The 24,574-nt window shown below is 64.2% G+C and carries 29 protein-coding genes; 10 read left to right on the top strand and 19 right to left on the bottom strand.

The features are described 5' to 3' along the window. Positions 1–111: 111 nt before the first annotated feature. Positions 112–1,107, bottom strand: a complete 996-nt coding sequence (locus K3163_RS00835; RefSeq protein WP_221550939.1) for an adenosine kinase — start codon at positions 1,105–1,107, stop codon at positions 112–114. A gap of 119 nt (positions 1,108–1,226) precedes the next feature. Between K3163_RS00835 and K3163_RS00830 the strand changes: the two genes are divergently transcribed. From K3163_RS00830 to K3163_RS00820, 3 genes are all read left to right on the top strand, one after another. Then, the gene (locus tag K3163_RS00830) at positions 1,227–1,913 is read left to right on the top strand and encodes an EI24 domain-containing protein (RefSeq protein WP_221550930.1); all 687 of its coding nucleotides are present in this window, start codon (positions 1,227–1,229) and stop codon (positions 1,911–1,913) included. Then, positions 1,906–2,331 (top strand): hypothetical protein, encoded by a 426-nt coding sequence (locus K3163_RS00825; protein WP_221550920.1) that lies wholly within the window; start codon positions 1,906–1,908, stop codon positions 2,329–2,331. Before K3163_RS00830 ends, K3163_RS00825 begins: the two co-directional genes overlap by 8 nt. A gap of 73 nt (positions 2,332–2,404) precedes the next feature. After that, the gene (locus tag K3163_RS00820; protein ID WP_221550910.1) at positions 2,405–3,334 is read left to right on the top strand and encodes a hypothetical protein; all 930 of its coding nucleotides are present in this window, start codon (positions 2,405–2,407) and stop codon (positions 3,332–3,334) included. A 33-nt stretch (positions 3,335–3,367) separates the two neighbouring features. Here the strand turns inward: K3163_RS00820 and K3163_RS00815 are convergent, their stop codons facing one another. From K3163_RS00815 to K3163_RS00755, 13 genes are all read right to left on the bottom strand, one after another. Continuing rightward, positions 3,368–3,727: a HesB/IscA family protein gene (locus K3163_RS00815; protein ID WP_221550908.1), complete on the bottom strand. Its 360-nt coding sequence runs from the start codon at positions 3,725–3,727 to the stop codon at positions 3,368–3,370. Continuing rightward, on the bottom strand, positions 3,727–4,230 hold the full coding sequence (locus K3163_RS00810) for an SUF system Fe-S cluster assembly protein (protein ID WP_221550905.1): 504 nt from the start codon (positions 4,228–4,230) through the stop codon (positions 3,727–3,729). Before K3163_RS00810 ends, K3163_RS00815 begins: the two co-directional genes overlap by 1 nt. Continuing rightward, entirely contained in the window at positions 4,227–5,456 is a 1,230-nt protein-coding gene (locus K3163_RS00805) for an aminotransferase class V-fold PLP-dependent enzyme (protein ID WP_221550896.1), read from the bottom strand. The genes K3163_RS00810 and K3163_RS00805 overlap by 4 nt, the downstream gene beginning before the upstream one ends. After that, the gene (locus K3163_RS00800) at positions 5,453–6,208 is read right to left on the bottom strand and encodes a SufD family Fe-S cluster assembly protein (RefSeq protein WP_221550894.1); all 756 of its coding nucleotides are present in this window, start codon (positions 6,206–6,208) and stop codon (positions 5,453–5,455) included. The genes K3163_RS00805 and K3163_RS00800 overlap by 4 nt, the downstream gene beginning before the upstream one ends. Beyond that, positions 6,205–6,597, bottom strand: coding sequence for a hypothetical protein (locus K3163_RS00795; RefSeq protein WP_221550892.1), 393 nt, complete (start codon positions 6,595–6,597; stop codon positions 6,205–6,207). Before K3163_RS00795 ends, K3163_RS00800 begins: the two co-directional genes overlap by 4 nt. Beyond that, a complete protein-coding gene (sufC, locus tag K3163_RS00790; protein WP_221550890.1) occupies positions 6,594–7,346 on the bottom strand; it encodes a Fe-S cluster assembly ATPase SufC in 753 nt (250 codons plus the stop codon). The genes K3163_RS00795 and sufC overlap by 4 nt, the downstream gene beginning before the upstream one ends. A gap of 23 nt (positions 7,347–7,369) precedes the next feature. Beyond that, positions 7,370–8,047, bottom strand: a complete 678-nt coding sequence (locus K3163_RS00785) for a hypothetical protein (protein WP_221550888.1) — start codon at positions 8,045–8,047, stop codon at positions 7,370–7,372. After that, complete coding sequence (locus K3163_RS00780; protein ID WP_221550879.1) at positions 8,044–8,532, bottom strand: endonuclease domain-containing protein; 489 nt, start codon at positions 8,530–8,532, stop codon at positions 8,044–8,046. The genes K3163_RS00785 and K3163_RS00780 overlap by 4 nt, the downstream gene beginning before the upstream one ends. Beyond that, positions 8,529–9,203 carry a hypothetical protein gene (locus tag K3163_RS00775; protein WP_221550869.1) on the bottom strand — a complete coding sequence of 225 codons (675 nt, stop codon included), beginning with the start codon at positions 9,201–9,203 and terminating at the stop codon, positions 8,529–8,531. Before K3163_RS00775 ends, K3163_RS00780 begins: the two co-directional genes overlap by 4 nt. Then, positions 9,203–10,663: a Fe-S cluster assembly protein SufB gene (sufB, locus tag K3163_RS00770; RefSeq protein WP_221553929.1), complete on the bottom strand. Its 1,461-nt coding sequence runs from the start codon at positions 10,661–10,663 to the stop codon at positions 9,203–9,205. The genes K3163_RS00775 and sufB overlap by 1 nt, the downstream gene beginning before the upstream one ends. 44 nt (positions 10,664–10,707) lie before the next feature. Continuing rightward, positions 10,708–11,118, bottom strand: coding sequence for an SUF system Fe-S cluster assembly regulator (locus tag K3163_RS00765; protein ID WP_221427258.1), 411 nt, complete (start codon positions 11,116–11,118; stop codon positions 10,708–10,710). A gap of 113 nt (positions 11,119–11,231) precedes the next feature. After that, on the bottom strand, positions 11,232–12,152 hold the full coding sequence (locus K3163_RS00760; protein WP_221550867.1) for an AraC family transcriptional regulator: 921 nt from the start codon (positions 12,150–12,152) through the stop codon (positions 11,232–11,234). Between the two features lie 30 nt (positions 12,153–12,182). After that, positions 12,183–14,000 (bottom strand): DUF885 domain-containing protein, encoded by a 1,818-nt coding sequence (locus K3163_RS00755; RefSeq protein WP_221550857.1) that lies wholly within the window; start codon positions 13,998–14,000, stop codon positions 12,183–12,185. Between the two features lie 373 nt (positions 14,001–14,373). Between K3163_RS00755 and K3163_RS00750 the strand changes: the two genes are divergently transcribed. From K3163_RS00750 to K3163_RS00735, 4 genes are all read left to right on the top strand, one after another. Further along, the gene (locus K3163_RS00750) at positions 14,374–15,402 is read left to right on the top strand and encodes a quinone-dependent dihydroorotate dehydrogenase (protein WP_221550851.1); all 1,029 of its coding nucleotides are present in this window, start codon (positions 14,374–14,376) and stop codon (positions 15,400–15,402) included. Positions 15,403–15,413: 11 nt separating this feature from the next. Further along, positions 15,414–17,114: a gamma-glutamyltransferase gene (gene ggt, locus K3163_RS00745; RefSeq protein WP_221550849.1), complete on the top strand. Its 1,701-nt coding sequence runs from the start codon at positions 15,414–15,416 to the stop codon at positions 17,112–17,114. A gap of 98 nt (positions 17,115–17,212) precedes the next feature. Next, a complete protein-coding gene (locus K3163_RS00740) occupies positions 17,213–19,015 on the top strand; it encodes an AMP-dependent synthetase/ligase (protein ID WP_425594372.1) in 1,803 nt (600 codons plus the stop codon). 2 nt (positions 19,016–19,017) lie between these two features. Then, positions 19,018–19,407, top strand: coding sequence for a cupin domain-containing protein (locus K3163_RS00735; protein WP_221550840.1), 390 nt, complete (start codon positions 19,018–19,020; stop codon positions 19,405–19,407). On the opposite strand, the gene K3163_RS00730 is transcribed toward K3163_RS00735, so the two are convergent. The 5 genes from K3163_RS00730 to K3163_RS00710 form a co-directional block, all read right to left on the bottom strand. Then, positions 19,404–19,895, bottom strand: coding sequence for a hypothetical protein (locus K3163_RS00730; RefSeq protein ID WP_221550838.1), 492 nt, complete (start codon positions 19,893–19,895; stop codon positions 19,404–19,406). The genes K3163_RS00735 and K3163_RS00730 overlap by 4 nt on opposite strands. 32 nt (positions 19,896–19,927) lie before the next feature. Next, the gene (locus K3163_RS00725; protein WP_221550836.1) at positions 19,928–20,455 is read right to left on the bottom strand and encodes a hypothetical protein; all 528 of its coding nucleotides are present in this window, start codon (positions 20,453–20,455) and stop codon (positions 19,928–19,930) included. A 71-nt stretch (positions 20,456–20,526) separates the two neighbouring features. After that, positions 20,527–20,820, bottom strand: coding sequence for a GNAT family N-acetyltransferase (locus K3163_RS00720; RefSeq protein WP_221550834.1), 294 nt, complete (start codon positions 20,818–20,820; stop codon positions 20,527–20,529). 11 nt (positions 20,821–20,831) lie between these two features. Further along, positions 20,832–21,812, bottom strand: a complete 981-nt coding sequence (gene thiS, locus K3163_RS00715; protein ID WP_221427266.1) for a sulfur carrier protein ThiS — start codon at positions 21,810–21,812, stop codon at positions 20,832–20,834. A gap of 12 nt (positions 21,813–21,824) precedes the next feature. Continuing rightward, a complete protein-coding gene (locus K3163_RS00710; RefSeq protein WP_221427267.1) occupies positions 21,825–22,229 on the bottom strand; it encodes a MerC domain-containing protein in 405 nt (134 codons plus the stop codon). Positions 22,230–22,371: 142 nt separating this feature from the next. Between K3163_RS00710 and K3163_RS00705 the strand changes: the two genes are divergently transcribed. The 3 genes from K3163_RS00705 to K3163_RS00695 are packed head-to-tail and all read left to right on the top strand — an operon-like array spanning position 22,372 to position 24,423. Next, positions 22,372–23,394 (top strand): COX15/CtaA family protein, encoded by a 1,023-nt coding sequence (locus tag K3163_RS00705; RefSeq protein WP_221550832.1) that lies wholly within the window; start codon positions 22,372–22,374, stop codon positions 23,392–23,394. Further along, complete coding sequence (gene cutA / locus K3163_RS00700) at positions 23,391–23,720, top strand: divalent-cation tolerance protein CutA (RefSeq protein WP_221427269.1); 330 nt, start codon at positions 23,391–23,393, stop codon at positions 23,718–23,720. The genes K3163_RS00705 and cutA overlap by 4 nt, the downstream gene beginning before the upstream one ends. A gap of 40 nt (positions 23,721–23,760) precedes the next feature. Further along, the gene (locus K3163_RS00695) at positions 23,761–24,423 is read left to right on the top strand and encodes a hypothetical protein (RefSeq protein ID WP_221550830.1); all 663 of its coding nucleotides are present in this window, start codon (positions 23,761–23,763) and stop codon (positions 24,421–24,423) included. Positions 24,424–24,574 lie beyond the last annotated feature (151 nt).

The following is a 24,574-nucleotide window of genomic DNA, read 5'->3' as shown; positions in this document are numbered from 1 at the left end:
ACGCAAAAAGCCCCGCCATTCGAGCGGGGCTTTCGCGTTTTCGGCAGCGGCCTTTGTAAATGAATTACCGGCGGCAGCGCATGTACTTCATCAACTTGCGCGGCGTGCAGGTCAGCCCAGCTTTTCGGCGACCAGTGCCTTCAGGTCCTTCTCGCTGCGCGCACCGATGTGGCTGATGATCTCGCCGGCGCAAATCGCACCCATCTTGAGGCAGGTCTCGAGGTCCTTGCCGCGGGTGTGGCCGGTGAGGAAGCCGGCAGCGAAGAGATCGCCCGCGCCGGTGGTGTCGACCACCTTGGCGATCGGTTCGGCGGCGACCTGTGCGCGTTCGCCGTTCTGGATGGCGACCGCACCCTTGGCGCTGCGCGTGGCGACGAGGACGGGGACCTTGTCCTTGATCATGTCGAGGCCCGTGTCGAAGTCTTCCTCGCCGGTGAGCGTGGCCAGTTCGTGCTCGTTGACGAACAGGATGTCGATCTGGCCTTCCTCGATCAGCGCGCGGAAATCGTCGCCGTGGCGATCGATTACGAAGCTTTCCGAAGCGGTGAAGGCGACCTTGCGGCCGGCATTACGTGCAACCTCGATGGCGCGGCGCATGGCGCTGCGCGGCTCTTCGGGGTCCCACAGGTAGCCTTCGAGATAGAGCACGCCGGCGCTGGCGATCAGATCTTCGTCGAGCGCTGCGGGCGGCAGGAACTGGCTGGCGCCGAGGAAGGTGTTCATCGTGCGCTCGCCATCGGGCGTCACGAAGATCAGGCAGCGCGCGGTCGGCGGATCGCCTTCGCGGGGCTGCGTGTCGAAATCGATGCCGACGGCGCGGATGTCATGCGCGAAGATCTCGCCCAGCTGGTCCTTGGCGACCTGGCCGATGAAAGCGCACTGCGCGCCGAGCGCTGCCATGCCGGCGAGCGTGTTGGCAGCCGAACCGCCCGAGATCTCGGTGGCGCGGCCCATGGCGGAATAGAGTTCCTTCGCCCGCTCGGTATCGACCAGGGTCATGCCGCCCTTGGCAAGGTCGAGCTCGTCGATCAGCTCGTCTTCGCAGGGGGCCATCACGTCGACGATGGCATTGCCGATTGCGACGACGTCGTAGCGGGGGTCGGTCATGGATGCTCCGGGAATCTCTTGTGCGGGGAAAGTTCGTCGGGCGCGGTTAGCGGTTCATCGCGCCAAGGCCAAGTGCGGCGTTGACTTGGCCGCGCGGGCAGGCGATTCGCCGAGGCCTTATGATGACGCTGCCGCGTGCCCTTGCCTTGTCTTTCAGCCAGTTGGGCGATGCGGCCATCATTCGCGTGCTGGTGAAGAGCCTGTTCGTGACGCTGGCGATTTTCGCAGTGCTCGGCGCGGCGCTCTATTTCGCGCTCGGCTGGCTTGCGGAGTACCTCGGCTGGACCCCGGTCCACGGGGCCGGCGTCCTCCTGACCGTGATCATGCTGCTGATCTTCGGCTGGCTGCTATTCCGCTTCGTCGCGCTCTTCGTGCTCAATTTCTATGCCGAGGACGTGGTGCGCGCGGTGGAGGCGATGCACTACCCCGAAGAAGCGAGCGCCGCGCGTTCGCTCCCCTTCAGCGAGGAATTGTCGAAGGGCCTGCGCTCGGCGCTGAGGGCACTGGGGGCAAACCTGCTCGCCCTGCCCTTCGCGATCGTGTTGCTGTTCACGGGCGTGGGTACGGCGCTGCTCTTCTGGGCGGTCAATGCCTGGCTGCTCGGACGCGAGCTGCAGGACATGGTCTGGCTGCGCCATCGCACCGGTGCGCACGAGATTGCGCCGATGGGCCAGGGTGACCGCTTCATGCTCGGCGGGGCGATCGCGGGTCTCCTGATGCTGCCTTTCGTCAACCTGCTCGCCCCTGTCATCGGCGCGGCGAGCGCAACCCACATGGTCCACCGCAGGAGAGCCGTGAATGCGTAAGACTGCCGCACTGGTACTGCTCGCGGCGAGCCTTTCGGGCTGCATGAGCTCGCCCAAGACCTACCAGTTTCCCGAGCGTCCCGCCGCCGCGCAGACGCCGCCACCGCAGGCACCGGTGCGCGCTGCCCCCTCGACCGCGCAGTTCCGCGCGCCGACGGTCATGAACCTTCCGGGGCTCGAGGGCGTGATCGGCAAGAACGGCACTGCGCTTGCCAACATGTTCGGCCCCCCGCGCCTGGAGGTGCGCGAAGGCGACGCGATGAAGCTGCAGTTCACCGGCCAAGCCTGCGTGCTCGATATCTATCTCTACCCCCTGAGGCCGGGCGCATCGCCGAGCGCCACCCATGTCGAGGCCCGCCGCGCCAGCGACGGCGAGGACGTCGACCGGGCCGCTTGCGTGAGAGCGCTGAGCCGTTGAAAGCGCGGTAACGCGGTTTTAACGCCGATTTCCTAGGGTTTGCCCGCAAATTACGAGGGGCAAAGCCACTATCATGAGCATCCAGTTCGAAAACATCGCCCGCCGCGCCGGCGCGGACGGCAAGGTCAACGCACTCGAGGTGCAGGCGATGCGCCGCGAATGCTGGCCCGACGGACGTATCTCGCAGGACGAGGCGGAGGCGATCTTCGCTCTCAACCGCCAACTGTCTGAGCGCGGAACCGAATGGACCGACTTTTTCGTCGAGGCGCTCGGCGAATACGTGCTCAACCAGCGCGCGCCGCTGGGTTATGTCGACCAGGAAAATGCCGACTGGCTGATGGCGCAGATCGATGCCGACGGTAAGCTCGGTTCGATGGCCGAGCTCGAATTGCTCGTTCGCGTGTTCGAGCGAGCGCAGAACGTGCCTGTCGCGCTCAAGGAATATGCCGAGAAGCAGATCGAGAAGGCCGTGCTGGAAGGCACCGGCCCGACGCGTTGCGGGGGCGAGCTGGAAGCCGGCAACGTCAACGAAACGGAGGCGAGGCTGCTGCGCCGCGCGATCTTCGCCCCGGCGAGCGAGCGCCCCGCGGCAGTAGGTCGCGGCGAGGCGGAGATGCTTTTCCGGATCAAGGATGCTACCATCGGCGGCAACAATTCGCCCGAGTGGAAGCGCCTCTTCGTGCAGGGCGTCGCGAACTACCTCCAGGGGTATTCCGATGCCAACGCCCAGATCAGCCGCGAGCGCGCTGCCGAGCTGCAGGCGTTCATGGCCGAGACGAACCACGGTGTCGGCAGCTTCCTCATGCGCGTGGGCAAGAGCTCACCCAATGTCTTCGGGACGGTCTTCGGCAAGCGGGACAATGGCCCGTCGCGCGCGGAAGGGGTCGCCGCAGCGCACGAGGTTACTTCGAGCGAGCAGGATTGGCTCGACGCCAAGATCAACGCCGACGGCAAGATCGACGAATACGAGCAGGCCCTGCTCGATTTCCTCGCCGAGGAATAGGATTTGCGCGGTCGGGCGGGGCTCAGGCCCCGCTCAGACCATGAAGCTTTCGCCGCACCCACACGCGCCCTTGGCGTTGGGGTTCTCGAAAACGAATCCGGCCGAGAAATCGTCTTCCACCCAGTCCATCGTGCTGCCCACGAGGTAGAGCACGCTGGCACCGTCGATATAGAAGGTGCCGCTAGGCGTTTCGATCTTCTCGTCGAACTTGGATTCCTCGGTGACGTAATCGACCGAATAGGCGAGGCCCGAACAGCCGCGACGCGGCGTCGAGAGTTTCACGCCGATCGCGTCTTCGGGAGCCTTCGCCATGAGCTCGGCGACACGCTCCTCGGCGCGCGGCGTCAGGACGACGGCGGCTTTCGGAGCGGGACGGGCGTTGGTGTCGGCCATCACAGCATCCCCAGTTCGAGACGCGCTTCGTCGGTCATCTTGTCGGGCCCCCAGGGCGGATCCCAGACAAGGTTGACCTCGGCATCGCGGACGCCGGGGACGCTGGCGGCGCGCAGCTCGACTTCGCCGGGCATGGTCTCGGCAACCGGGCAATGCGGCGTGGTGAGCGTCATGGTGACAGTGACGTCGCACTCGTCATCGACTTCGACGCCGTAAATCAGGCCGAGATCGTAGATGTTCACCGGGATTTCCGGATCGTAGATTTCCTTCAGCGCATCGACCACGGCCTGCTGCAGCTTGCCGCCGGCACCCGTCGCGCTTTCCGCCTCGGGTGACTTCGCAAGGAAGCCTTCGAGATAGTCGCGCTTGCGCTCGAACTTCTCGCCCGCGGTCTCGTCGGGATCTACAGCGTCCGACACACGCGCACGCGGAGGTTTGCCGACAACCGTGTCCGCAGGGGACGGAGCCGCAATGAAGTCCTTGTCGTCAGAGGGTTTGTTCATCCGAAAATCCTCCGGGTCCTTTCAATTCCGCGCAGCAGCGCGTCGATATCGCTCTCGTCGTTGTAGAGGCCGAAGCTGGCCCGTGCAGTCGCGGGTACACCGAGATGGTTCATCAGCGGCTGCGCGCAGTGGTGTCCGGCGCGGATCGCGACATTCTCTTCATCCAATATGGTGCCGAGATCGTGCGGGTGAACCCCTTCGAGCGCGAAAGAGACGATGCCCGCGCTTTCCTCGGGTCCGAACAGCGTCACCGCGTTAAGCTTGCGCAGCTCCTCGCGCAGCGTTGCGGCGAGGCCGCTCTCATGTTCGAAGAGCTTATCCGGGCCTAGGGCGACGACGTAATCGATCGCCGCATGGAGCGCGATCGCCTCGGTGATCATCGGCGTTCCCGCCTCGAAGCGCTGCGGCGGGGGCGCATAGGTGGTGCCCTCGAAGGCGACCTTCTCGATCATCGCACCGCCGCCCTGGTACGGCGGCATCTGTTCGAGCAGTTCCTCGCGCGCCCAGAGCACGCCGATGCCGGTCGGACCGTAAAGCTTGTGACCCGAGAAGGCATAGAAGTCGCAATCGAGCGCGGCCATGTCGAGGGTCATGCGCGGGGCGGCCTGGCAACCGTCGAGCATGATCCTCGCGCCCACCGAATGGGCGAGGTCGGCGGCTTTCCGGCCATCGAGAACTGAACCAAGGACATTCGATACGTGCGCAAGAGAAACCAGTTTGGTTCTCGGCGTGAGAAGCGCTTCAAGCGCGCCGAGATCGATCCGACCATCTTCGGTCAGCGGGCAGACATCGATTTCCGCTCCGGTTCGCTCGCTAAGCATTTGCCAGGGAACGATATTCGAGTGATGCTCGAGCGTTGAGAGCACGATCCGGTCGCCCTCGCCGATCCGCGTCATGCCCCAGGTGGCAGCGACGAGGTTGATCGCCTCGGTCGCGCCGCGAACGAAGACGATTTCGTTCTCGGACTTCGCACCGATGAACTCGGCAGTCCGGCGACGCGCCGCCTCATAACCCAGCGTCATCTGCGCGGAACGGCCGTAAACGCCGCGGTGCACCGTGGCGTAGTCCTTGCCCAGAGCCCGGCTCATCGCATCGATCACCGCCTGCGGCTTCTGCGCCGATGCGGCGGTGTCGAGATAGTGCCAAGGCTCCCCGTCAGGCGTGAGCAGCCCGGGGAAATCGGCCTTCAGCGCGCTCGGCGCGGAAAGGGTCACGGTCTCGTTCACAGGTGCTTGTCCAGCTTGTCGAGCGCGGCGCGCATCAGGCGTTCCTGCGCGTCTTCGTCTTTAAGGCCCACCAGCGCATCGCCGATGAAGGCCTGCACCAGCAGTCGGCGCGACAGTTCGGGCGTCAGCCCGCGGGCGGCCATGTAGAAGCGCGCGGCTTCGTCGAGCTGGCCGACGGTGGCGCCATGGGCGCATTTCACGTCGTCGGCGAAGATTTCGAGCTGCGGCACCGCGTTCACGCTGGCGCCCTTCTCGAGCAGCAGGCCCTTGAAGTCCTGCGCGGCGTCGGTCTTCTGCGCGTGGCGGACGACGTCGATGCTACCGAGGAAATTGCCGGTGCCCTGCCCCCAGTGAACCGAGCGCACGGTCTGGTTGCTGGTGCCCTCGGGCTCTGCGTGGACCACACGGGTGACGAATTCGCGCACCGTGTCGCGGCCGCCGACGGTGATGCCGCCGAGTTCGAAATGCGCGCCGCGGCCGAGCGTGACCTCGACTTCGACGCGGGCATAGTCGGCTGAAGCAATGACGCCAAAGATTTCGCAGCGCGCGCCTTCCGCGACATTCACGCGCAGGCGGTGAATTTCGATCTCGCCGGCATTCTCGTCACTTACGACGAGGATTTCGCGCATGGTCCCACCGGCAGCGACGTCGATCGTGCGCCAGTCGGTCAGGTCTTCTGCGCGCAGTTTCTCGACTGCGGCATAGCGCCAGGCTTCGTCCTTGCGGGTGGGAAGATCGAGCGTTCCGGTCATTTCGAGGCCCTCACGAAAGCAAGGCGGCGCACGCCCTCGCGCTCCGCGTTGGCGACGCAGGGCTGGACCTCGTCCATGATGGCCCGCATCTGCGCCCGGCGCTCATCGGCGCTAGCGTCGGAGGAGGCAATCGCGTCGAGTTCGTCCACGCGCGGGGTGTAGCAGGCGACCATCGCGCCGCAGCGCAGGACATCGACCGCCTGGTCGCCGGAGCTTTCCTCCAGGCGGCAGGTGATCTTGCCGTCGCGCTTGAGGATGCCGCCATTCCACTTGTCGAGCACCTTGTTGATCGCGACGATTTCGCGCGCGACGTCCTCTTCCGAAGGCAACTCGGCCCCGGCGGCAGGCGCAGCGGCCTGTGCAAGCATTAGTGTCAGTGCGGCAATCATGCCGGCTCACCCATCACCGCGTCATAGCCTTCGTTCTCGAGGCGCAGCGCCAGTTCGGGGCCACCGGTCTTTACGATGCGGCCACGGCTGAGGATCGAGACCTTGTCCGGCTGCACGACGTCGAGCAGGCGCTGGTAGTGCGTGATCAGCAGCACGCCCTTGTTCTCGTCGCGCATGATCGCGTTGATGCCCTCGCCCACTACGCGCAGCGCATCGATGTCGAGACCGCTGTCGGTCTCGTCGAGCACGGCAAATGCCGGGTCGAGGATGCCCATCTGGACCATCTCGGCGCGCTTCTTCTCGCCGCCGGAGAAGCCGACGTTCACGTTGCGCTTGAGCATTTCCATGTCGAGCTTGAGAAGCCCTGCCTTTTCCTTGGCGAGCTTGAGGAATTCGCCGCCGGTCAGCGGTTCTTCGCCGCGTTCCTTGCGCTGTGCATTGAGCGCTTCGCGCAGGAACTGGACATTCGAGACGCCGGGGATTTCGACCGGGTACTGGAAGCCGAGGAACAGGCCTGCAGCCGCGCGCTCGTGCGGTTCCATGTCGAGCAGGTTCTGCCCGCGAAATTCTACCGAGCCACCGGTCACTTCGTAGCCGGGCCGGCCGCCGAGAACGTAGGACAGGGTCGACTTGCCCGCACCGTTGGGCCCCATGATGGCATGGACCTCGCCCGCAGCCACTTCGAGGCTTAGGCCGTTGAGGATCTGCTTGCCGTCGATTTCGGCGGTGAGATTTTCGATCTTGAGCATGTGTAATCCGTTGTCTGTCCGGGTCAGCCTTCGGGCGTCTCCGCGCCTTCTTCGTAGACGCGATAGTTCGCCTGCGGGCAGGCCCTCAGTTCGAGCGTGATCGCACCGGTCAGGCGCATCAGCTCGGCGTTGTAGGTGGCGATCAGGCGCTGGTCGTCCTGCGTGTATTCGGGCTTGTCGTAGATCGCTTTCACGCTCTCGCCCTGGGTCTCCATGTGGTTCTGGCGCGCCTCGCGCAGCTCGTTCACATAGGCGACGCAGGGCGGCGGCGCTGCGTCGGCCACTTCGCGCGCTTCTGCGTAGGCATTGCTGGCGACGATGCGGCTGTTGGTGGCGCGATCGAGGCTCGCACCGCGCTCGACATGGATGCGGCGGACGGTTTCGAAGATATTGGCGACCTGCGTCGGCGGCGTGTCGGCATCTCGCCCGCGCCTCGCAAGAAGTTCGTTCGCGCCTGCTTCCATTTCACTCGCCTGCTTGCGGCAGCGCTGGATATCGCCGCGATACTGGTCCTCGAAGCCGCTGCCGTCGCCGATCACATAGCTGCCGCCCTTGAGGCAGCTGTAATAGTCATCGACGAAGCCGCCGATCAGCGCGGGATATTCGAGCTCCCACTGCTGGTCGGGATATTCGGCCCGGACGCGATCGCTCGCGGCCTGTGCGAAGATGAGGGTGAGGGCAGCGCTGGCAGTTGCAATCATGAGGACCGACCTTCGTTATGGGCTGCGCGCCGTTCGCGCTTGTCGGCAATGCGGCTGCGCATGCCGAGAGTGATGCGTTCGAGAACCGCGTCCATGTCCTCGAGGATGTCCTTCGCCGCGATCCGCATGACGCGGATGCCGACCGATTCGAGGCTCTTGTCACGGCGCTTGGCGAGCGTGTCGTTCTGCCCTTCCTCGTCGATGGCGATCGCCATGCCGAGCTTGTGGCAGTTGAAATCGACGATCGCGCTGCCGACCACGGCATGGCGCTTGAAGGTGAAGGGGCCCATGTTGGCCTTGGCAAAGCGTTCGGCCAGCGCCTTGTGCGCTTCGGAGGAATGGCGCCGCATCTCGCGCGCCTGCTCGTGCAGCGCATCGAGTCGCTTCTCCGAAATCTCCCACCCGCGGCCCTTCTTCTTGAGATTGGGCGCGGTGTCGGCGGTTTCCGAAGGGTCGCGTAGTCCGAGGGTCTTGCGGTCAGTCATTCGTCATCTGCTTCAAGTGTGGCCAAATCGAGGAAGCTTCGATTGAAGCCCTGGCTGCTGCCCCGCGCTACAACGCCGGCAGAACGAGTATATTTGTTTCGGAGGCTGTTATCCTGGTCGACCTTGTACTCTCCAAACCGCGCGAATCGCCGGTAGAGCACGCGAATGCGTTGCAATTCAGCCTCCGAAGAAATCTGCCGTTCGCCGCCCAATTCCTTGTTGGAGCAATCTTCTTCAATGCCGAAGTAGCTGATAGCCAAGCCGTCGCGAAACTTGTCAGTCTCGAGGACACTTTCGCCCAGGCATTCGATATATTTCAGAATGGGATTCGGCACCGCCTTGCGTTGCTCGCGCGAAAGCCGCGCATCCCGTTCGATCTCTTCGATACCATCTCGAAATTCTCTTTCGACGCGGTGCCTTGCGCGAACATGGAATCGTTCGATCACGTCCCCGGCAAGCACCTCGACACGGCTTTTCACCGGGGCGCACTTCGCAATCTGCGCTTCGGCAGTCGCCTCCTCGGAGTCGAGTGCGCAGGCAGCGTAAATATACAGCAGTGGGGTTGTGGAATGATATCCGGTGAAATCGCTGGCATTGGCGCCAGTGGCCAGCGATCCAGCCACAACCACGCCGAATACGGCGCGGCTATTCACGAAACTGTTCCGCGCCATCAACCCACACTCCCTTCGAGCGAGATCGCCAGCAGCTTCTGCGCTTCGACGGCAAATTCCATCGGAAGCTCTTTCAGCACGTCCTTGGCGAAGCCGTTGACGATCAGCGCCACTGCCTCTTCCTCGTCGAGGCCGCGCTGCATCGCGTAGAACAGCTGGTCGTCGGAGATCTTGCTGGTGGTCGCCTCGTGCTCGATCTGCGCGCCGGGGTTCTTCACCTCGATATAGGGCACGGTGTGCGCCCCGCATTCGTCGCCGAGCAGAAGGCTGTCGCACTGGGTGAAGTTGCGCACGCCATCGGCATTCGCGCCGACGCGGACGAGACCGCGATAGGTGTTGTTCGACTTGCCCGCCGAGATGCCCTTGGAAATGATCGTCGAGCGGCTGCCACGGCCATTATGAACCATTTTGGTTCCCGTATCGGCCTGCTGGTAGTTATTTGTAACCGCAACGGAATAAAACTCGCCCACGCTGTCTTCGCCATTGAGCACGCAGCTGGGGTACTTCCACGTCACCGCGCTGCCCGTTTCGACCTGCGTCCAGCTGATCTTCGAGCGCGCGCCCTGGCACAGGCCGCGCTTGGTCACGAAGTTGTAGATGCCGCCCTTGCCCTCGGCATCGCCGGGATACCAGTTCTGGACGGTCGAGTACTTGATCTCCGCATCCTCGAGCGCGACCAGCTCGACCACGGCGGCGTGGAGCTGGTTTTCATCGCGCATCGGCGCGGTGCAGCCTTCGAGATAGCTGACATAACTGCCCTTCTCGGCAATGATCAGCGTGCGCTCGAACTGGCCGGTGTTCTCGGCATTGATGCGGAAATAGGTGCTGAGCTCCATCGGGCAGCGCACGCCTTCCGGAATGTAGACGAAGGTGCCGTCGGAAAAGACCGCGCAGTTCAGCGTGGCGAAGAAGTTGTCCTTCTGCGGCACCACCTTGCCGAGCCACTTCTTCACCAGCTCGGGATATTCGCGGATCGCCTCGCTGATCGACAGGAAGATGACGCCCGCCTTCTTCAGCTCTTCGCGGAAGGTGGTGGCGACCGAAACGCTGTCGAACACCGCATCAACCGCGACCTTGCGCGCGCCCTTCACCCCGGCGAGCACTTCCTGCTCCGCCACGGGAATACCGAGCTTGTCATAGACTTCCTTGATCGCCGGATCGAGCTCGTCGAGGCTTTCCAGCTGCTCCTTCTTCTTCGGCGCAGCGTAGTAATAGGCATCCTGGTAATCGATCGCCGGATAGCCGAGCTTGGCCCAGTCGGGCTCTTCCATGGTCTGCCACAGGCGGAAGGCCTTGAGGCGCCATTCGAGCATCCATTCCGGCTCGTTCTTCTTGGCCGAGATGAAGCGGACGGTGTCTTCCGTCAGGCCCTTCTCGGCGAATTCGGTATCGATATCGGCCGACCAGCCATGCTCGTATTCCGCAGCCTTGGCGGCGGCTTCCTTGGCTTCGCGGTCCATTTCCTCGCCCGTCTCGTCGGGGGTCTGGATGTCTACCTGCTCGTTCACGCGACTTCCTTTTCCTGCGCCAGCTGCACGAGGCTGATGTCAGCCAGTGCGCTACGCAGCGCTTCATTCACCATCGGCCAGTGCGGCCTGACGCGGCAATCATGATCCACCGAACACTCGCTGCCTTCGATACACGCGGTGAGCGCGATGGGTCCTTCCACCGCCTCGACGATGTCGGCGAGCGTGATCGCTGCCGCCGGACGCGCCAGCTGCAGCCCGCCGCCCGCACCGCGCACAGAGCGCAAGAGGCCCGCGGCAGTGAGTTTGCTCACCAGCTTCTGCACCGTGGGAGCCGGAAGGCGAGTTTCCGCTGCAAGCTCGCTCGCGCTGACGCGCCCGCCGCCGCAATGGCGTGCGGCCTGGCACATCGTGACCACGGCATAGTCTGCAAGGTTAGAAAGGCGCATCTGCTCGCTTCGGCTTAAATCGGACGAATCCGTTCCGATTAGCCAGCTATGAGCGGAATCGCCGATTTTCAACGGAAAACCGCCAATTGCGAGTCGTTAGCAACTGGCGCGGACTACTCCTTGGCGAGCTCCTGGTCTTGGTTGCCGCCGAACAGGTCGACCGAGCTGTATCCGTCAGGGGCGAGCGTGTCCTTGATCACCGAATGCTCCTTGGGCATCAGGCGGCGCGGCGTGCGGCCGGTGAAGTGCCGGATTTCCTTGATCATATGCGCCTGGTCATAGAATGCATCGCGGATCTCGGCCTCGAGCGCGGGATCGAGATCGGGCATTGCGAGAAGCGTCGCGGCGCGCATTGCGCGATAGCGGCGGATGAGGCGCACCGGCGGCGCGCCGAAGAACTGCGTGACCAGCCGCTGCACCTGCCGTTCCGAATAGGGCAGCCGATCGAGCAGCGTCTCGATTTCGGGCTTGAACGAGGCCGAAAGCCAGTTGAGCGTGGTGTCGATGACCTGCGCCTGGCGCTCGGGCAGTTCGTTGAACCCGTCACGCACGATATCGGCCAGCTCGTCGAGCGCCTGGCGCTCGGTGATCTCGCCGGCAGTCACGCGCGGGCCGACTGCGGCAATGCGCACCGCGATTTCGTGCGGCAGCACATCTTCGATCAGCCGGTAGTCATCGTGGTTCTCATTGACCGGAAGACCGGTGAGCGCCGCCCAGCCACGGAAATTGAGCGAGACGCCCAGCATTACCGTGTTGGCATCGATCTCGAACTTGCGCGCCTCGGTCAGAGGGCACTGGATATAGGCGGGCAAAGTAGTCTGGTCGTTGCCCTCGCCAAAATGCATGACGCCACCGCCGCGTACCGTCACGAGCAACTGGCCCGAATAGGCGGGCATCATGTCGTCGACAGTCTGCGGACCAGTCCTGAGGATATAGAGCGAGTTGAGATAGCGCGCGATATCCTCGGGCGCCTCTACCCACTCGAAGCTGTAGGGCTCGGCCGCGTCTGCGCCATTGCTAGGATTGGTGGTCATGCCCTGCGCCCCTGCTCTCCCTGAGGACCTTCAGTCACCGGCCTTTTCGGCGGCGATCCAGGTCTCGACATTCTCTTCCATGATAGAAAGAGGCACCGGCCCACTGGTAAGGATTGTATCGTGGAATGCGCGAATGTCGAATCTATTGCCTAGTTCAACCCGCGCACGCTCGCGCAGTTCCATGATCTTGAGCTTGCCGATCATGTAAGCGGTCGCCTGTCCGGGCATCACGGCATAGCGTTCGATCGCCTTGCGGATATCGCCATCGGGGTTGGGCGTGTTGTCGGTGAGGTATTGGATCGCTTCCTCGCGGCTCCAACGCTTGTGGTGCAGGCCGGTGTCGACCACCAGGCGGCAGGCGCGCCACAGCTCCATGCCGAGACGGCCGAAATCGGAATAGGGATCGGTGTAGAAGCCCATGTCCTTACCGAGCTCTTCGGAATAGAGGCCCCAGCCCTCGCTATAGGCGGTGACCCCGCCGAAACGCCGGAATGGCGGCACATCGCCCAGCTGCGTCTGGATCGAGAGCTGCAGGTGATGGCCCGGAAGGCCCTCGTGATAAGCAAGCGCCTCGAGCTCGTTCTTGCTCATGTCGCGCAGGTTGTAGAGGTTCACGTAATAGGTGCCAGGGCGCGAACCGTCGGGTGCCGGGCGCTGGTAGAAGGCCTTGCCGGCGCTCTTCTCGCGGAAGGCCTCGACCGGCTTGATTACCAGCGGATCGGTCGGCAGCACGCCGAAATACTCGGGCAGCTTTGCTTCCATCGCGTCGATATGGGCCTCGGCATCGGCAAGGTAGTCCTCGCGATTGTCGTAGAAGAAGCGGTCGTCGGTGCGCGTGTACTGGAAGAAATCCTGCAAGGACCCTTCGAAGCCGACCTGCTTCATGATCGCGCGCATCTCGCCGTGGATACGAGCCACTTCGCGCAGGCCGATCGCGTGGATCTGGTCGGCGGTGAGGTCGGTCGTCGTGTAGTTGTTCAGCAGCGCCTGGTAATATTCGGCACCGTCGTCGAGCCGCCAGATGCCGTCATCGGTCGGTGCGATCGCCTGCTGGCGCTTCATTTCGGCAAGCAGCCGCTCGTAGGCCGGGCGGGCCGAGGAATTCCACGCGGCGAGCGCATCTTCCTTCAGCGCGACGCGGGCATCGTCGTCGATCTCGATGGCGTCGACCTTGCCCATGAAGTCTTCGATGATGGCATTGTCGTCACCCGCATTGAGCAGGTTCTCGACATCCGAAATCACGTAGGGGTAGACCCAGTCGGGCGGCATCACGCCGTCGTCCGCACGCGAACGCGCTTCCGCGATGAGGGTGTCGAGAGCAGGTGCAATCCCCTCGATGCGGCTGACGTAAGCTTCAGCATCGCTCGCATTGCTCACACGGTGGATGTTGATCAGGAATGCGGGCGCCTGGCTCTGCGCGCCGAACATCTGGTTGAAGATGAAACCGTTGCGACGGAACTTGTGGCTGCGCGCGCTGCGCTCGGCCATGGCGTCGAACAGGCGGTAGCTGAGCGCATCCTCGGCAGAGAGTTCGGCAAGATCGAAGCCTTCGCGCATGCGCGCCGCGGTCGACTGGGTAAGCTGCTCGCCGCGAACTTCGGCAGCGTCGCTCATGTCGTCCCAGCTTCCGTAATCCTCGTCGCGGATGCCGCGGTAGGACTTGCCCATCGGCGACATCGCGAGGCTGGCTGCGTCGTACTCTTCGAAGAGTTCGGCCAGCGCCGCGCTCTTGGCCGGAGCCTGTACGACCGGGTCGGAAACTTCCGCCTGCGGCGCAGGTGCTGCCGAGCAGGCAGCGAGAACTGCGGCGGATGCGCAGGTGAAAAGGGTGCGGCTAGTGGCTCGCATGCGAAGTCTCCTCGAAGAAATAATCGAAAAGCGACTGAGCACGAAGCTTATGGTCAGTAAATAGTAAAAATCCGACAATCCGCGTCGCGGGCGGAATCTGGGCTGCCAAGTGGCTCAGGCATAACCAAGAAAAAAAGGGCGGCCCGTTGAAGAGCCGCCCTCTATAGGTGAGAACTCGTTGCATTGCTGCTCCGAGCCCTTCGGGTCGCAAAAGTGTGCTAGCCTGATTCTGTTACAGTTGATTGTATGCAGGCGACAGAGAATATCACGCGCATGCATTTTGGCGGAAATTTACAACGCCGTCCCCAAGCGGGACTTTGTCGTTCGCGCGCCGCTCGACAGCGGCGGTCGCTTCGATCATAGGCGGCGCGCCATGCTGTTCGAAATTGCCCGCCCCGCCCTGTTTTCCCTCGATCCCGAGCGCGCCCACGGCCTGACGCTCAAGGCCCTGAAGCTTTCGCCCAGGCGCGGCCCCGCCCACGCCGGAGCGCTCGCAACTACGGTCGCGGGGATCGAGTTTCCCAACCCCCTCGGCATGGCGGCGGGTTTCGACAAGGATGCCGAAGTACCCGACGAACTGCTTGGGCTCGGCTTCGGGTTTGCCGAGGTCGGCTCGATCACCCCGCGTCCGCAGGCCGGCAACCCCAAGCCGCGACTGTTCCGGCTGGTCGAGGACCGGGCGGTCATCAACCGGATGGGATTCAACAATGGCGGGGCCGAGCTCGCCCACGCACGGCTCGAGCGGCGGGCAGGGCGTCCGGGTATCGTCGGGATCAACATCGGCGCGAACAAGGACAGCGAGGACCGGATTGCCGACTATGCGCAGATGACCCGCATCATGGCGCCGCTCGCGAGCTACCTTGCGGTCAACATCTCCAGCCCCAACACGCCGGGCCTGCGCGCCTTGCAGGACGAGAGCGCGCTGGTCGGCCTGCTCGAGGCCGTGTTCGAAGCCCGCGGCGAGCAGGGCCCACCGGTATTCCTCAAGGTCGCGCCCGATCTCGAACCCGCGGACATCGACGCGATCGCGCGCATCGCAAACGATACCGGCCTCGGCGCATTGATTGTCTCGAACACCACCATCTCCCGCCCGCCGCTTCGCTCGAGCCATGCCGGCGAGTCAGGCGGCCTCTCGGGTGCACCCTTGCGCGACCTTGCGCTCCAGCGCGTGCGCGACTTCCGCAAGGCAACCGGCGGCGCGATTCCGCTGGTCGGCGTCGGCGGGATTGCCAGCGCTGAGGATGCCTGGGCGCGGATCAAGGCGGGCGCGGGCCTCGTCCAGCTCTACAGCGCGATGGTCTACGAAGGCCCCGGGCTGCCACACCGCATCACGCGCGGTCTCGAAAGCCTGATGAAGCGCGAAGGCTTTTCCTCGATTGCAGAGGCGGTGGGAAGCGAATAGCGTCGCGCGCGATGTACCGTATCGCCCTAGTTTCGCTCAGCGCCCTGGCCCTTGCCGGCTGCCAGACCGCACCATCCGCCCCGCAGCATATCGTACCGATCGGCGCCGTCACGGCGGCCGACCCGCGCGCGCAGGAGGCGGGCGAGGAGATCCTCGCGAAAGGCGGGAGCGCCACCGATGCCGCCATCGCGGTGATGCTCGCGCTGACCGTGGTCGAACCGCAGAGTTCGGGCATCGGCGGCGGCGGCTTCCTCATTCGCGGCGAGGCCGATGGCGACGTCACGACGTATGACGGCCGCGAGACCGCGCCTTCGGGAGCCACGCCCGACTGGTTCCTCGACGAGAACGGCGATTTGCCGCCCTTCATCCAGTCGGTCCGCAGCGGTCTGAGCGTCGGCGTGCCCGGCAATATCGCGCTCGCGGCCAAGGCGCATGCAGCACATGGCAAGCTCGCATGGGCCGAACTGTTCGGGCCCGCGATCCGCCTTGCCCGCGAAGGCTTCCGGATCAATCCGCGCCTCAACAACTCGCTCTCCAGCGCCCGGAACCGCGCTGCGTTCACTGCAGAGGGCCGGGCGCTGTTCTTCGGCAGCGATGGAGAGCCCCTCCCGGTCGGAACGCTGGTTACCAATGAAGCGCTTGCCCGCACCTTCGAGCGGCTTGCCGCTGGCGGCACGCGAGCGTTCTACGAGGGCGAGAATGCCACCGGGCTCGCGCTCGTCGTCGCGCAGGATACGCCGAGGCCGGGCGCGATGACCTACAACGACATCGCCGGCTACGAGGCGAAAGAGCGCGATGCGGTCTGCACATCGTACCGCGAATACCGCGTCTGCTCGATGGGCCCTCCGACGTCCGGCGGGGTCGCCGTGCAGCAGATCCTCGGCCAGCTTGAACGCTTCGACCTTGCCGCGCTCGGCGCCGACAATCCGGTCACATGGCACCTGTTCCTCGAATCGCAGCGGCTCGCCTATGCCGACCGCGAGATCTACCTCGCCGATCCCGACTTCGTGACTGTCCCGGTCACGGGCCTGCTCAACAAGGACTATCTCGCGCAGCGCAGCGAGCTGATCTCAGCCGACGGCCGGATGGAAACCGCAGAGGCCGGCACACCGCCGGGCGCCCTCACGGTCATGGCCGATGGCGACGAGCCGGAAGAGAAGGGCACATCGCATTTCGCCGTGGTCGACGGCGCGGGCACGATGGTGAGCTACACCTCCACTGTCGAGGGGCCCTTCGGTTCGGGGCTGATGTTCGGCGGCTACTATCTCAACAACGAGCTCACCGATTTCAGCCGCTCGCCGGTGGTGGGCGGGCGCGTGGTGGCCAACCGGGTCGAGGGCGGCAAGCGTCCGCGCTCGTCCATGTCGCCGACAGTGATCTACGACCCGCAAGGCAAGCCCTTCATGGCCGTGGGCGCGGCGGGCGGAAGCACGATCCCGGTCTCTACCGTACGCAGCATCATCGGCGCCATCGATTTCGGCATGTCGGCGAGGGACGCGCTTAACCTGCCCTTCGTCATGGCCTTCGGCGACCGCGTGCTGATCGAGGAAGGGACCTGGCTGGAGACCTCGGCCGATGCCTTCCGCGCGCTCGGCCACGAGGAGCTGATCGTCCGTTCGGCCCCGATCAAGGCCGGCGCCATCCTCTATCGTGACGGCACATGGCAGAGCGAGCGCGATCCGCGGCTCGAAGGCGTGCTCGACCTACCCTGAGGCCTCTGGCGCGCTCTCTTGCCGTTGCGCACCGGGGAGCCTAAGCATCGCGCCCGAGTTGACTGCATAAGAAAACAATTTCGCTGAGGAGTCTGCCTGTGCTGTCGGATATCGATTCCGCCAACAATCTTGTCGAACTGTTCCTGAAGCGCGCCGATGCGCGGGGCGACAAGCCGTTCCTGGGCGCCAAGCGCGACGGCGAATGGCAGACGATTTCCTGGGCCGAGGCGGCCGAGAAGGTCTGCGTGCTCGCAGAAAGCCTGCTCGCGCTCGGCCTGAAGCCAGGTGACCGCGTGTGCCTGGTGTCGGAGAACCGCCCCGAATGGTGCATCTCGGACCTCGCGATCATGGCGGCCGGCTGCATCACCGTGCCGACCTACATCACCAATACCGAACGCGATCACGTCCACATCCTCGACAATTCGGGCGCGCGCGCGGTGATCGTCTCGAACGAGAAGCTGCTCGGCCCGCTCCACGGCGCGCTGCAGGCCTCGGGCATTGCCGAGCACGTGATCGGCATCGAAGATCTCCACCGCCAGCAGTCGGGCAGCTTCGGCTTCCACGACTGGGACGCGCTCACCACCGGTGATGCGGCAGCAGCGCGCAAGGCCGTCGACGAGCGCATCGCGCATATCGGACGCGGCGACACGGCCTGCATCATCTACACCAGCGGCACCGGCGGTGCCCCGCGCGGCGTGATGCAGCACCACGGCGCGATCCTGTGCAATGTCGCGGGCGCAGCCGACATCCTGATCGAGGATTTCGGCATCGACGACGACGAGCGTTTCCTCTCCTTCCTGCCGGCCAGCCACGCCTACGAGCATACCGGCGGCCAGTTCCTGCCGATCGCGGTGGGCGCGCAGATCTATTATTCCGAAGGCCTCGAAAAGCTCGCCAGCAATATCGAGGAAACCAAGCCCACGATCATGGTCGTGGTGCCGCGCCTGTTCGAAGTGCTGCGCACGCGCATCATGAAGCAGGTCCAGAAGCAGGGCGGCCTTGCAGAAAAGCTGATGAACACCGCGCTCGAGGTCGGCGAACGCCGCGCCGAGGGCCAGAAGAAGTTCGGCGACGGAATGAAGGATGCCGTGGTCGGCACCCTGCTCAAGCCCAAGATCCGCCAGCGCTTCGGCGGAAGGATCAAGGCGATGGTCTCGGGCGGCGCGCCGCTCAATCCCGACGTCGGCATCTTCTTCGAATCGATGGGTCTCACCATGCTGCAGGGTTACGGCCAGACAGAGGCCGGCCCCGTGGTCGCCTGCAACCGTCCGAAGGCGGGCATCGCCATGCACTCGGTCGGTCCGGCCATGCGCGGTGTCGAGGTGAAGATCGCCGAGGATGGCGAGATCCTGTGCCGCGGCGAGCTGGTCATGCACGGCTACTGGCAGAACGAGGCCGAGACCGAGCGCACGATCAAGGACGGGTGGCTGCACACCGGCGACATCGGCCATCTCGACGAGAAGGACCGGATCGTCATCACCGACCGCAAGAAGGACATGATCGTCAACGACAAGGGCGACAACATCGCCCCGCAGAAGGTCGAGGGCATGCTCACGCTCCAGCCCGAGATCGGCCAGGCGATGGTAGCGGGGGACAAGCGCCCCTACATCGTCGGCCTGATCGTGCCGGATGCCGAATGGGCGGTCGAATGGTCGCGCGAAAACGGCAAGAAGTTCGACCTCAAGACGTTGCAGGATGATCCCGAATTCCGCGCGGCGGTACGCAAGGCGGTCGACCGGGTGAACAAGGATCTCTCGGTAATCGAGAAGGTCCGCCAATTCGCCTTTGCGGACGAGGGATTCACGATCGAGAACGAGGAAATGACCCCCTCGATGAAAATCCGCCGCCACAAGATCAAGGAACGCTACGGCGAGCGCCTCGACGGGCTTTACCGGAGCTGATCATGCGCAATTTGCTGACGATTGCCGCGCCCCTGGCCGCGGGAGCCATTCTTGCGGCCGGCGCGCATGCCGGGGACACCAAGGAACCGCTGCCGTCCGCGCTCGAAGCCGGCTGGAATGGCGAACGGGTTTGCGAACTTAGGCACCAGACAGACACGCACCGTGTCCTGCGCTGCACCTTCCCGCCCGGCGTGGGACATGAGCGCCACTACCACCCCGCGCATTACGGCTACGCACTGAGCGGAGGTACGATGCAGCTCACCAGCGAGAGCGAAACGCGCACGGCGACGCTTGAAACCGGCTCGGACTATTCGAGCGACGGCACCGAGTGGCACGAGGTGGTGAATGTGGGTGAGACCACGGTCACCTACCTGATCGTGGAAGAGCTTTAAGCTTCCCTAAGTGCCTTGAGACACACGAGGTCCGCGCTGAGATTGTTGACGTGGTCGCAAATCGAACGGCTATCGCTTCTCGCCTTCCTTAGAAGATCCTGTTGGTCCTCAATATTCCAAACTCGATCCGGTGTAACGTCATCGGCGTCACGCGGTAGGTGGCGTGTCACCACCACCACTTGACCTGCGGCATCAAACAAAGTGGTCACCGTGGCGTGAGCGAGGAGATGCCGAAAGGGCCTGTTGGCCACCCAGCGATCAATGCGTTTATCGAGCGCCCTGCATTTCTTGTTTTCGACTTTTTGAAGGCGATTGCGAACTTCATTGAGGGAACTCAAAGAGCCATTTGCAATCGGTAGACCTAGTTCGACAGAGAATTTACCAAGCGCCTGCTCGGCCTGCGCGAAATGATCAAGAACCAACCCTATCCAAGTGTGCGGCTCGTAATCGTTTCGGCAGTTTTGCTCTAAATTTTCGTGCAAGGACATAGCCTTAAACTGCGGCTAGTCTGCAACTTCTGTCAAGCAGCCACTTCCTCGATGAACTCCGGATAGAAGCTCGGCGCGCGGTCGGACCAGCCGGGGGCGGTCGCGGCGGCTTCGCTCAGGCTCTGGAGGAGCATCTTGCGGCGTTCGGGGCGGATCTGCGGCAGCGCGGCGGCGGCGCAAAAGGCGCTCGGCAGCCACGGACGCGCTTCGGCACCGAGCAGGCGCTCGTAAAGGAAGCGGAAGGCGGAGAAGCACTCGATGCGCTCCTGCGCGAGGTCGAAGGCGGCCACGCGGGTGATCTTGCCGATGAATTCCTCGATCGCATCGAAACCCGATTCGCTAGGGATCGAGCCGCGCAGGGCCTTCAACTCCTGGTAGGCGACGTACTGGCTGCGGATCGCGGCGGTCTCGCCCTGCGTGCGGCCCCAGATACGGAAGGCGTCACAACGGCTTAGCCCGATATCGAGGCTCCGGCGGATGTAGCGCTGTTCGGCTGCGGTGAAGCTGGCGAACTCGCGCATCTCGGCGATCGTCATCGAAGCGGCATTGGTAATGGCCATGAGTCGGCACTCCCTGTTTCGAGGGATACCCTGCATTGCGATGGTTAATTTTTGGTTTTGCGGGCTGCGAACTAGAGTTCGACGACGTCCTGCCAGTCCTCGTGCCGCTGGGCGAGCGCCTTGAAGAAGGGGCACAGAGGGATGATCGAAATACCCTTCGCCCGCGCATCCTTGACGACATGTTCGGCCAGCGCCTGGCCGACGCCCTGCCCCCGCATGCTTTCCGGCACGCCGGTATGGTCGACGATGATCTTGGTCGGGTTGACGACCGAATAGGTGATCTCCGCAGGATCGCCGCTGGCCGGACGGTAGACATAGCGCCCCTTCGACCCGTGCTCTTCCAGTTCGATAACGAGGTCGGCCACGGCGCTTTCTCCTAGATCAGTCCGGCAAGGGGGCTCGAAGGGTCGGCATATTTGCGCCGGCCCATGCGCCCGGCGAGATAGGCCTCGCGGCCCGCCTCGACTGCGAGCTTCATCGCGCGGGCCATGCGGATCGGGTCCTTGGCCTCGGCGATGGCGGTGTTCATGAGCACGCCGTCGCAGCCGAGCTCCATCGCCACGGCAGCATCGCTAGCCGTACCGACACCCGCATCGACGAGTACGGGCACGTTCGCGCCCTCGACGATCAGGCGGATGGTGACCTGGTTCTGGATGCCGAGACCCGAGCCGATCGGCGCACCCAGCGGCATGATGGCGACCGCGCCTGCTTCCTCCAGCTGCTTGGCAGCGATCGGATCGTCGACGCAGTAGACCATCGGATGGAAGCCTTCCTTTGCCAGCACCTCGGTCGCCTTCAGCGTCTCGCGCATGTCGGGATAGAGCGTCTTGGCCTCGCCCAGCACCTCGAGCTTCACGAGGTCCCAGCCGCCGGCCTCGCGCGCAAGCCGCAGCGTGCGGATGGCGTCGTCGGCGGTGAAGCAGCCCGCGGTGTTGGGCAGGTAGGTGACCTTCTTCGGGTCGATATAGTCGGTCAGCATCGGCGCCTTGGGGTCGCTGACGTTCACCCGGCGCACGGCGACGGTCACGATGTCTGCACCGCTCGCTTCGAGGGCGGCGGCGTTCTGCTCGAAATCCTTGTACTTGCCGGTGCCGACGATGAGGCGGCTCTTGAAGGTACGTCCGGCCACGCTCCAGGTGTCGGCATTGCCGTCATCCTGCCCGCCGCCGACGAAATGGACGATCTCGAGCGTGTCGCCGTCGGCGATGGCGTGCTGGGCAAGCTCGCTGCGCGGCGCGATCGTGCCATTGTGCTCGACCGCCACCTTGGCAGGATCGAGATCGAGCTCGCGCACGAGGTCGGCGATGGTCTGGGCGGAGGTACGGCGGGTTTCGCCATTGACGGTCAGGCTGATCATAGCCCGCGTCACTTAGTCTCCGCAGCGCTCCTTGCAAGCGGCGGAGTGCACATGGCGCAGGTTGAGGATGTGACCGAGCGACACAAGCGCGACGCCGATGATGGTCAGGATCGCTTCCTTGTAGCCATGCGGGACGGCCAGCGCGCCGCCCATGAAAGTGAGGCCGGTCATCGCGATCACGAAGGGTGCGGCCATCTTGTGGCGCAGCGCGCCCCAGCCGATGGCGACGGCCGCGACGAGCGTCGCGATCGCAAGGCCCCAGCGGTGGATTTCGGGAGCGAAGAAGAATTCCCCGCCGATGCCGAGCCCCGACACCAGCACGATGCTGGCGAGGCAATGCAGCGCGCAAAGACCCGAAAGCCCGATACCGAAACGGTCGAGCCTCCGACGAATCGGCAGGATGGCGCGTTGCAACATGTCACTGCAGATATGTGATAGTATCACCTGTTACAAGAGCCGGTTGCGATCAGGGACGCATTTTGTCGCTTGCTGTGGCCGGTATGCCGATTGAACCATTTGCACTTGCGATTTGCGTGCCGGACAGCACATAGCGCACATCATGAACGAGACCGCCTCTCGCGCCCGCCCGCTCCTGCTGTCGAACTGGCTCTTCATCGTTGCCTTGATGGTCATCGTGATTGTGACCGTCGGCGGCATCACGCGCCTTACCGAAAGCGGCCTGTCGATCACCGAGTGGAAACCGGTTCTGGGCGCATTGCCGCCGCTGAGCCAGGCCGACTGGGAAGCGGAGTTCGAACTCTACAAGAAGATTCCGGAGTATATCGAGATCAACGGCCCGGCAGGCATGGATCTCGAGGCGTTCAAGACGATCTACTGGTGGGAGTGGATCCACCGCCAGCTCGGCCGCTTGATCGGGCTTGCGCTGGCTGTCCCTCTCGCGCTCTTCGCCGCGCGCAAGATCATCCCGCAGGGCTATTTCTGGCGCCTCTTCGCGCTGGTGGCTCTGGTCGGCCTGCAGGGCAGCTTTGGCTGGTGGATGGTCGCCTCGGGCCTCGAGACGCGCACCGACGTGAGCCACTTCCGCCTTGCGATCCACCTGTGCACTGCATTGATCCTGCTGGGCGGCCTCATCTGGACCGCGCTCGACCTGCGCGCACTGGCCAAGGGTCACCAGCGTCCGGCACGGATGCGCGCGGTTGCCGGATGGACCGGCGCAATCCTCTTCATCCAGCTGCTGCTCGGCGCCTGGGTCGCCGGCCTCAACGCAGGCCTCGCCTCGGATAGCTGGCCGCTGATGCAGGGCCGCTTCATACCCGAATACGATACCTCGCAGGGCATGTTCTGGGCCCTCACGCACGACCCCTTCCTGATCCACTGGATGCACCGCTGGTGGGCGTGGGTCGCGGTCGCCGCGCTTATTGTCATGGCGCGCAAAGTGAAACCGGTGAACCGCAAGGCATCGATTGCCATCCACTCGGCATTCGGCATCCAGATCCTGCTCGGCATCGCGACGGTCATGACGGGCGTCGAATTCCACCTCGCCGTGCTGCACCAGCTGGTGGGAGCGCTGCTCGTGGCTGCTTACGCTTGGGGCGCCCACGCGATCGGCCGCCAGGAATGACCGCGCTGATCTACTGCCCCTTTCCCGATCGGGAGACGGCAGAGAGGATCGGCGCGCAACTGCTCGATGAACGGCTGATCGGCTGCATCAATATCGGTGGTCCGATCCGCTCGCTCTTCGTCTGGGACGGCGAGAGGGGCGAGGGTGAGGAAGTCCCAGCGCTCCTCAAGACGGATGCCGCGAAGTTGCGCCAAGCCATTGATCGCATTGAACACTTGCACCCTTACGATACCCCCGCAATAGTGGGTTGGCCCTGCGAGGCGAGCGCCGGAACGAGCGCCTGGCTAGGACAATTGCACGGGGGGAAATCGGGTGTCGCAAGCTAGCCGCAGGAATGTTCTGAATGCCTTGGGATGGTGCGCTGCATTGCCAGCGCTATCCATTTCCATACCGCTCGCGGCAAGCAGGCGGACGGTAAGTTTTCCCGAGCGACCCCTGCGGCTGAGACGTGAGCTGGAGCGCGGTCTCGGCGGCGGCGCAAGCCTGCTCGTGACCCGCGAATGGGAATGCCGCTTCAGCGCGCTCGAAGGCGGCGCGAGGATCGAGGCGCGGCAGCTCGCCGTCACGGTCGATGCCCCTCCCCCGCTTGCTTCGCTCGCCGAGATCGAGCGCAAGCGCGAAGTCACCGGCCTCTTTCCGATGACGCTCGACAGCAATGGCGTGATCGTCGGCTGGCCTGAAGGCGATGCGAGCATCCAGCACGCCGTCGAGCGCGCGTCGCGGTTGATCGAGGAGCGCGCGAGGGAGCAGAATGCATCGCAGGACGTAAGGCGGCAGCTTGCCGAGATCGGCCGGACTGCGGCCTCGCTCGTAAGCCAGGTCCCGCGCGACCTGTTCTTCCCGCAGGCGGGCAAGCGCAGCGAAAGCCGCGCACTCGACCTGCCCGGCGGCGCCGAAGGCAGCTACGAGGTTTCGGTCAGCGTGAGCGCCGAACCCGCCAGCGGCCTTCTGAGGCAGAGCGAGCGCCGGATCGTCACCCGGATCGGCGACAGCGCAAGGGTGTCGCGGGAGACCTGGGCGATCGCCTGATACCCTGCCCGGAACCCTGTCGGTATTATTTTACCTCCGCTCTGATCCGCAGAATTGCTTGACGAATCGCGTCCGCACCGCCATTTGGCGCCCGCTTAGCGGCTCCTCGAGCAGGGGCCGCGAAATCGTTTAGTGCCGCAGCAAGGCACGA

The organism is Qipengyuania xiapuensis, from assembly GCF_019711395.1.
GTDB lineage: Bacteria > Pseudomonadota > Alphaproteobacteria > Sphingomonadales > Sphingomonadaceae > Qipengyuania > Qipengyuania xiapuensis.
Note: the sequence above shows the minus strand (reverse complement) of the source record. Positions and strands in the feature narration are given on the sequence as shown.

What these genes read in the sequence shown, in the direction of transcription:
- K3163_RS00735 (WP_221550840.1), top strand. Translation starts at nt 19,018, where the DNA reads ATGCGCAATTTGCTGACGATTGCCGCGCCCCTGGCCGCGGGAGCCATT.
- sufB (WP_221553929.1), bottom strand. Translation starts at nt 10,663, where the DNA reads ATGGACCGCGAAGCCAAGGAAGCCGCCGCCAAGGCTGCGGAATACGAG.
- K3163_RS00785 (WP_221550888.1), bottom strand. Translation starts at nt 8,047, where the DNA reads ATGATTGCAACTGCCAGCGCTGCCCTCACCCTCATCTTCGCACAGGCC.
- thiS (WP_221427266.1), bottom strand. Translation starts at nt 21,812, where the DNA reads ATGATCAGCCTGACCGTCAATGGCGAAACCCGCCGTACCTCCGCCCAG.
- K3163_RS00810 (WP_221550905.1), bottom strand. Translation starts at nt 4,230, where the DNA reads ATGAACAAACCCTCTGACGACAAGGACTTCATTGCGGCTCCGTCCCCT.
- K3163_RS00705 (WP_221550832.1), top strand. Translation starts at nt 22,372, where the DNA reads ATGAACGAGACCGCCTCTCGCGCCCGCCCGCTCCTGCTGTCGAACTGG.
- K3163_RS00775 (WP_221550869.1), bottom strand. Translation starts at nt 9,203, where the DNA reads ATGGCGCGGAACAGTTTCGTGAATAGCCGCGCCGTATTCGGCGTGGTT.
- cutA (WP_221427269.1), top strand. Translation starts at nt 23,391, where the DNA reads ATGACCGCGCTGATCTACTGCCCCTTTCCCGATCGGGAGACGGCAGAG.
- sufC (WP_221550890.1), bottom strand. Translation starts at nt 7,346, where the DNA reads ATGCTCAAGATCGAAAATCTCACCGCCGAAATCGACGGCAAGCAGATC.
- K3163_RS00725 (WP_221550836.1), bottom strand. Translation starts at nt 20,455, where the DNA reads ATGGCCATTACCAATGCCGCTTCGATGACGATCGCCGAGATGCGCGAG.
- ggt (WP_221550849.1), top strand. Translation starts at nt 15,414, where the DNA reads ATGTACCGTATCGCCCTAGTTTCGCTCAGCGCCCTGGCCCTTGCCGGC.
- K3163_RS00815 (WP_221550908.1), bottom strand. Translation starts at nt 3,727, where the DNA reads ATGGCCGACACCAACGCCCGTCCCGCTCCGAAAGCCGCCGTCGTCCTG.
- K3163_RS00780 (WP_221550879.1), bottom strand. Translation starts at nt 8,532, where the DNA reads ATGACTGACCGCAAGACCCTCGGACTACGCGACCCTTCGGAAACCGCC.
- K3163_RS00730 (WP_221550838.1), bottom strand. Translation starts at nt 19,895, where the DNA reads ATGTCCTTGCACGAAAATTTAGAGCAAAACTGCCGAAACGATTACGAG.
- K3163_RS00835 (WP_221550939.1), bottom strand. Translation starts at nt 1,107, where the DNA reads ATGACCGACCCCCGCTACGACGTCGTCGCAATCGGCAATGCCATCGTC.
- K3163_RS00755 (WP_221550857.1), bottom strand. Translation starts at nt 14,000, where the DNA reads ATGCGAGCCACTAGCCGCACCCTTTTCACCTGCGCATCCGCCGCAGTT.
- K3163_RS00825 (WP_221550920.1), top strand. Translation starts at nt 1,906, where the DNA reads ATGCGTAAGACTGCCGCACTGGTACTGCTCGCGGCGAGCCTTTCGGGC.
- K3163_RS00750 (WP_221550851.1), top strand. Translation starts at nt 14,374, where the DNA reads ATGCTGTTCGAAATTGCCCGCCCCGCCCTGTTTTCCCTCGATCCCGAG.
- K3163_RS00765 (WP_221427258.1), bottom strand. Translation starts at nt 11,118, where the DNA reads ATGCGCCTTTCTAACCTTGCAGACTATGCCGTGGTCACGATGTGCCAG.
- K3163_RS00800 (WP_221550894.1), bottom strand. Translation starts at nt 6,208, where the DNA reads ATGACCGGAACGCTCGATCTTCCCACCCGCAAGGACGAAGCCTGGCGC.
- K3163_RS00760 (WP_221550867.1), bottom strand. Translation starts at nt 12,152, where the DNA reads ATGACCACCAATCCTAGCAATGGCGCAGACGCGGCCGAGCCCTACAGC.
- K3163_RS00795 (WP_221550892.1), bottom strand. Translation starts at nt 6,597, where the DNA reads ATGATTGCCGCACTGACACTAATGCTTGCACAGGCCGCTGCGCCTGCC.
- K3163_RS00710 (WP_221427267.1), bottom strand. Translation starts at nt 22,229, where the DNA reads ATGTTGCAACGCGCCATCCTGCCGATTCGTCGGAGGCTCGACCGTTTC.
- K3163_RS00830 (WP_221550930.1), top strand. Translation starts at nt 1,227, where the DNA reads ATGATGACGCTGCCGCGTGCCCTTGCCTTGTCTTTCAGCCAGTTGGGC.
- K3163_RS00820 (WP_221550910.1), top strand. Translation starts at nt 2,405, where the DNA reads ATGAGCATCCAGTTCGAAAACATCGCCCGCCGCGCCGGCGCGGACGGC.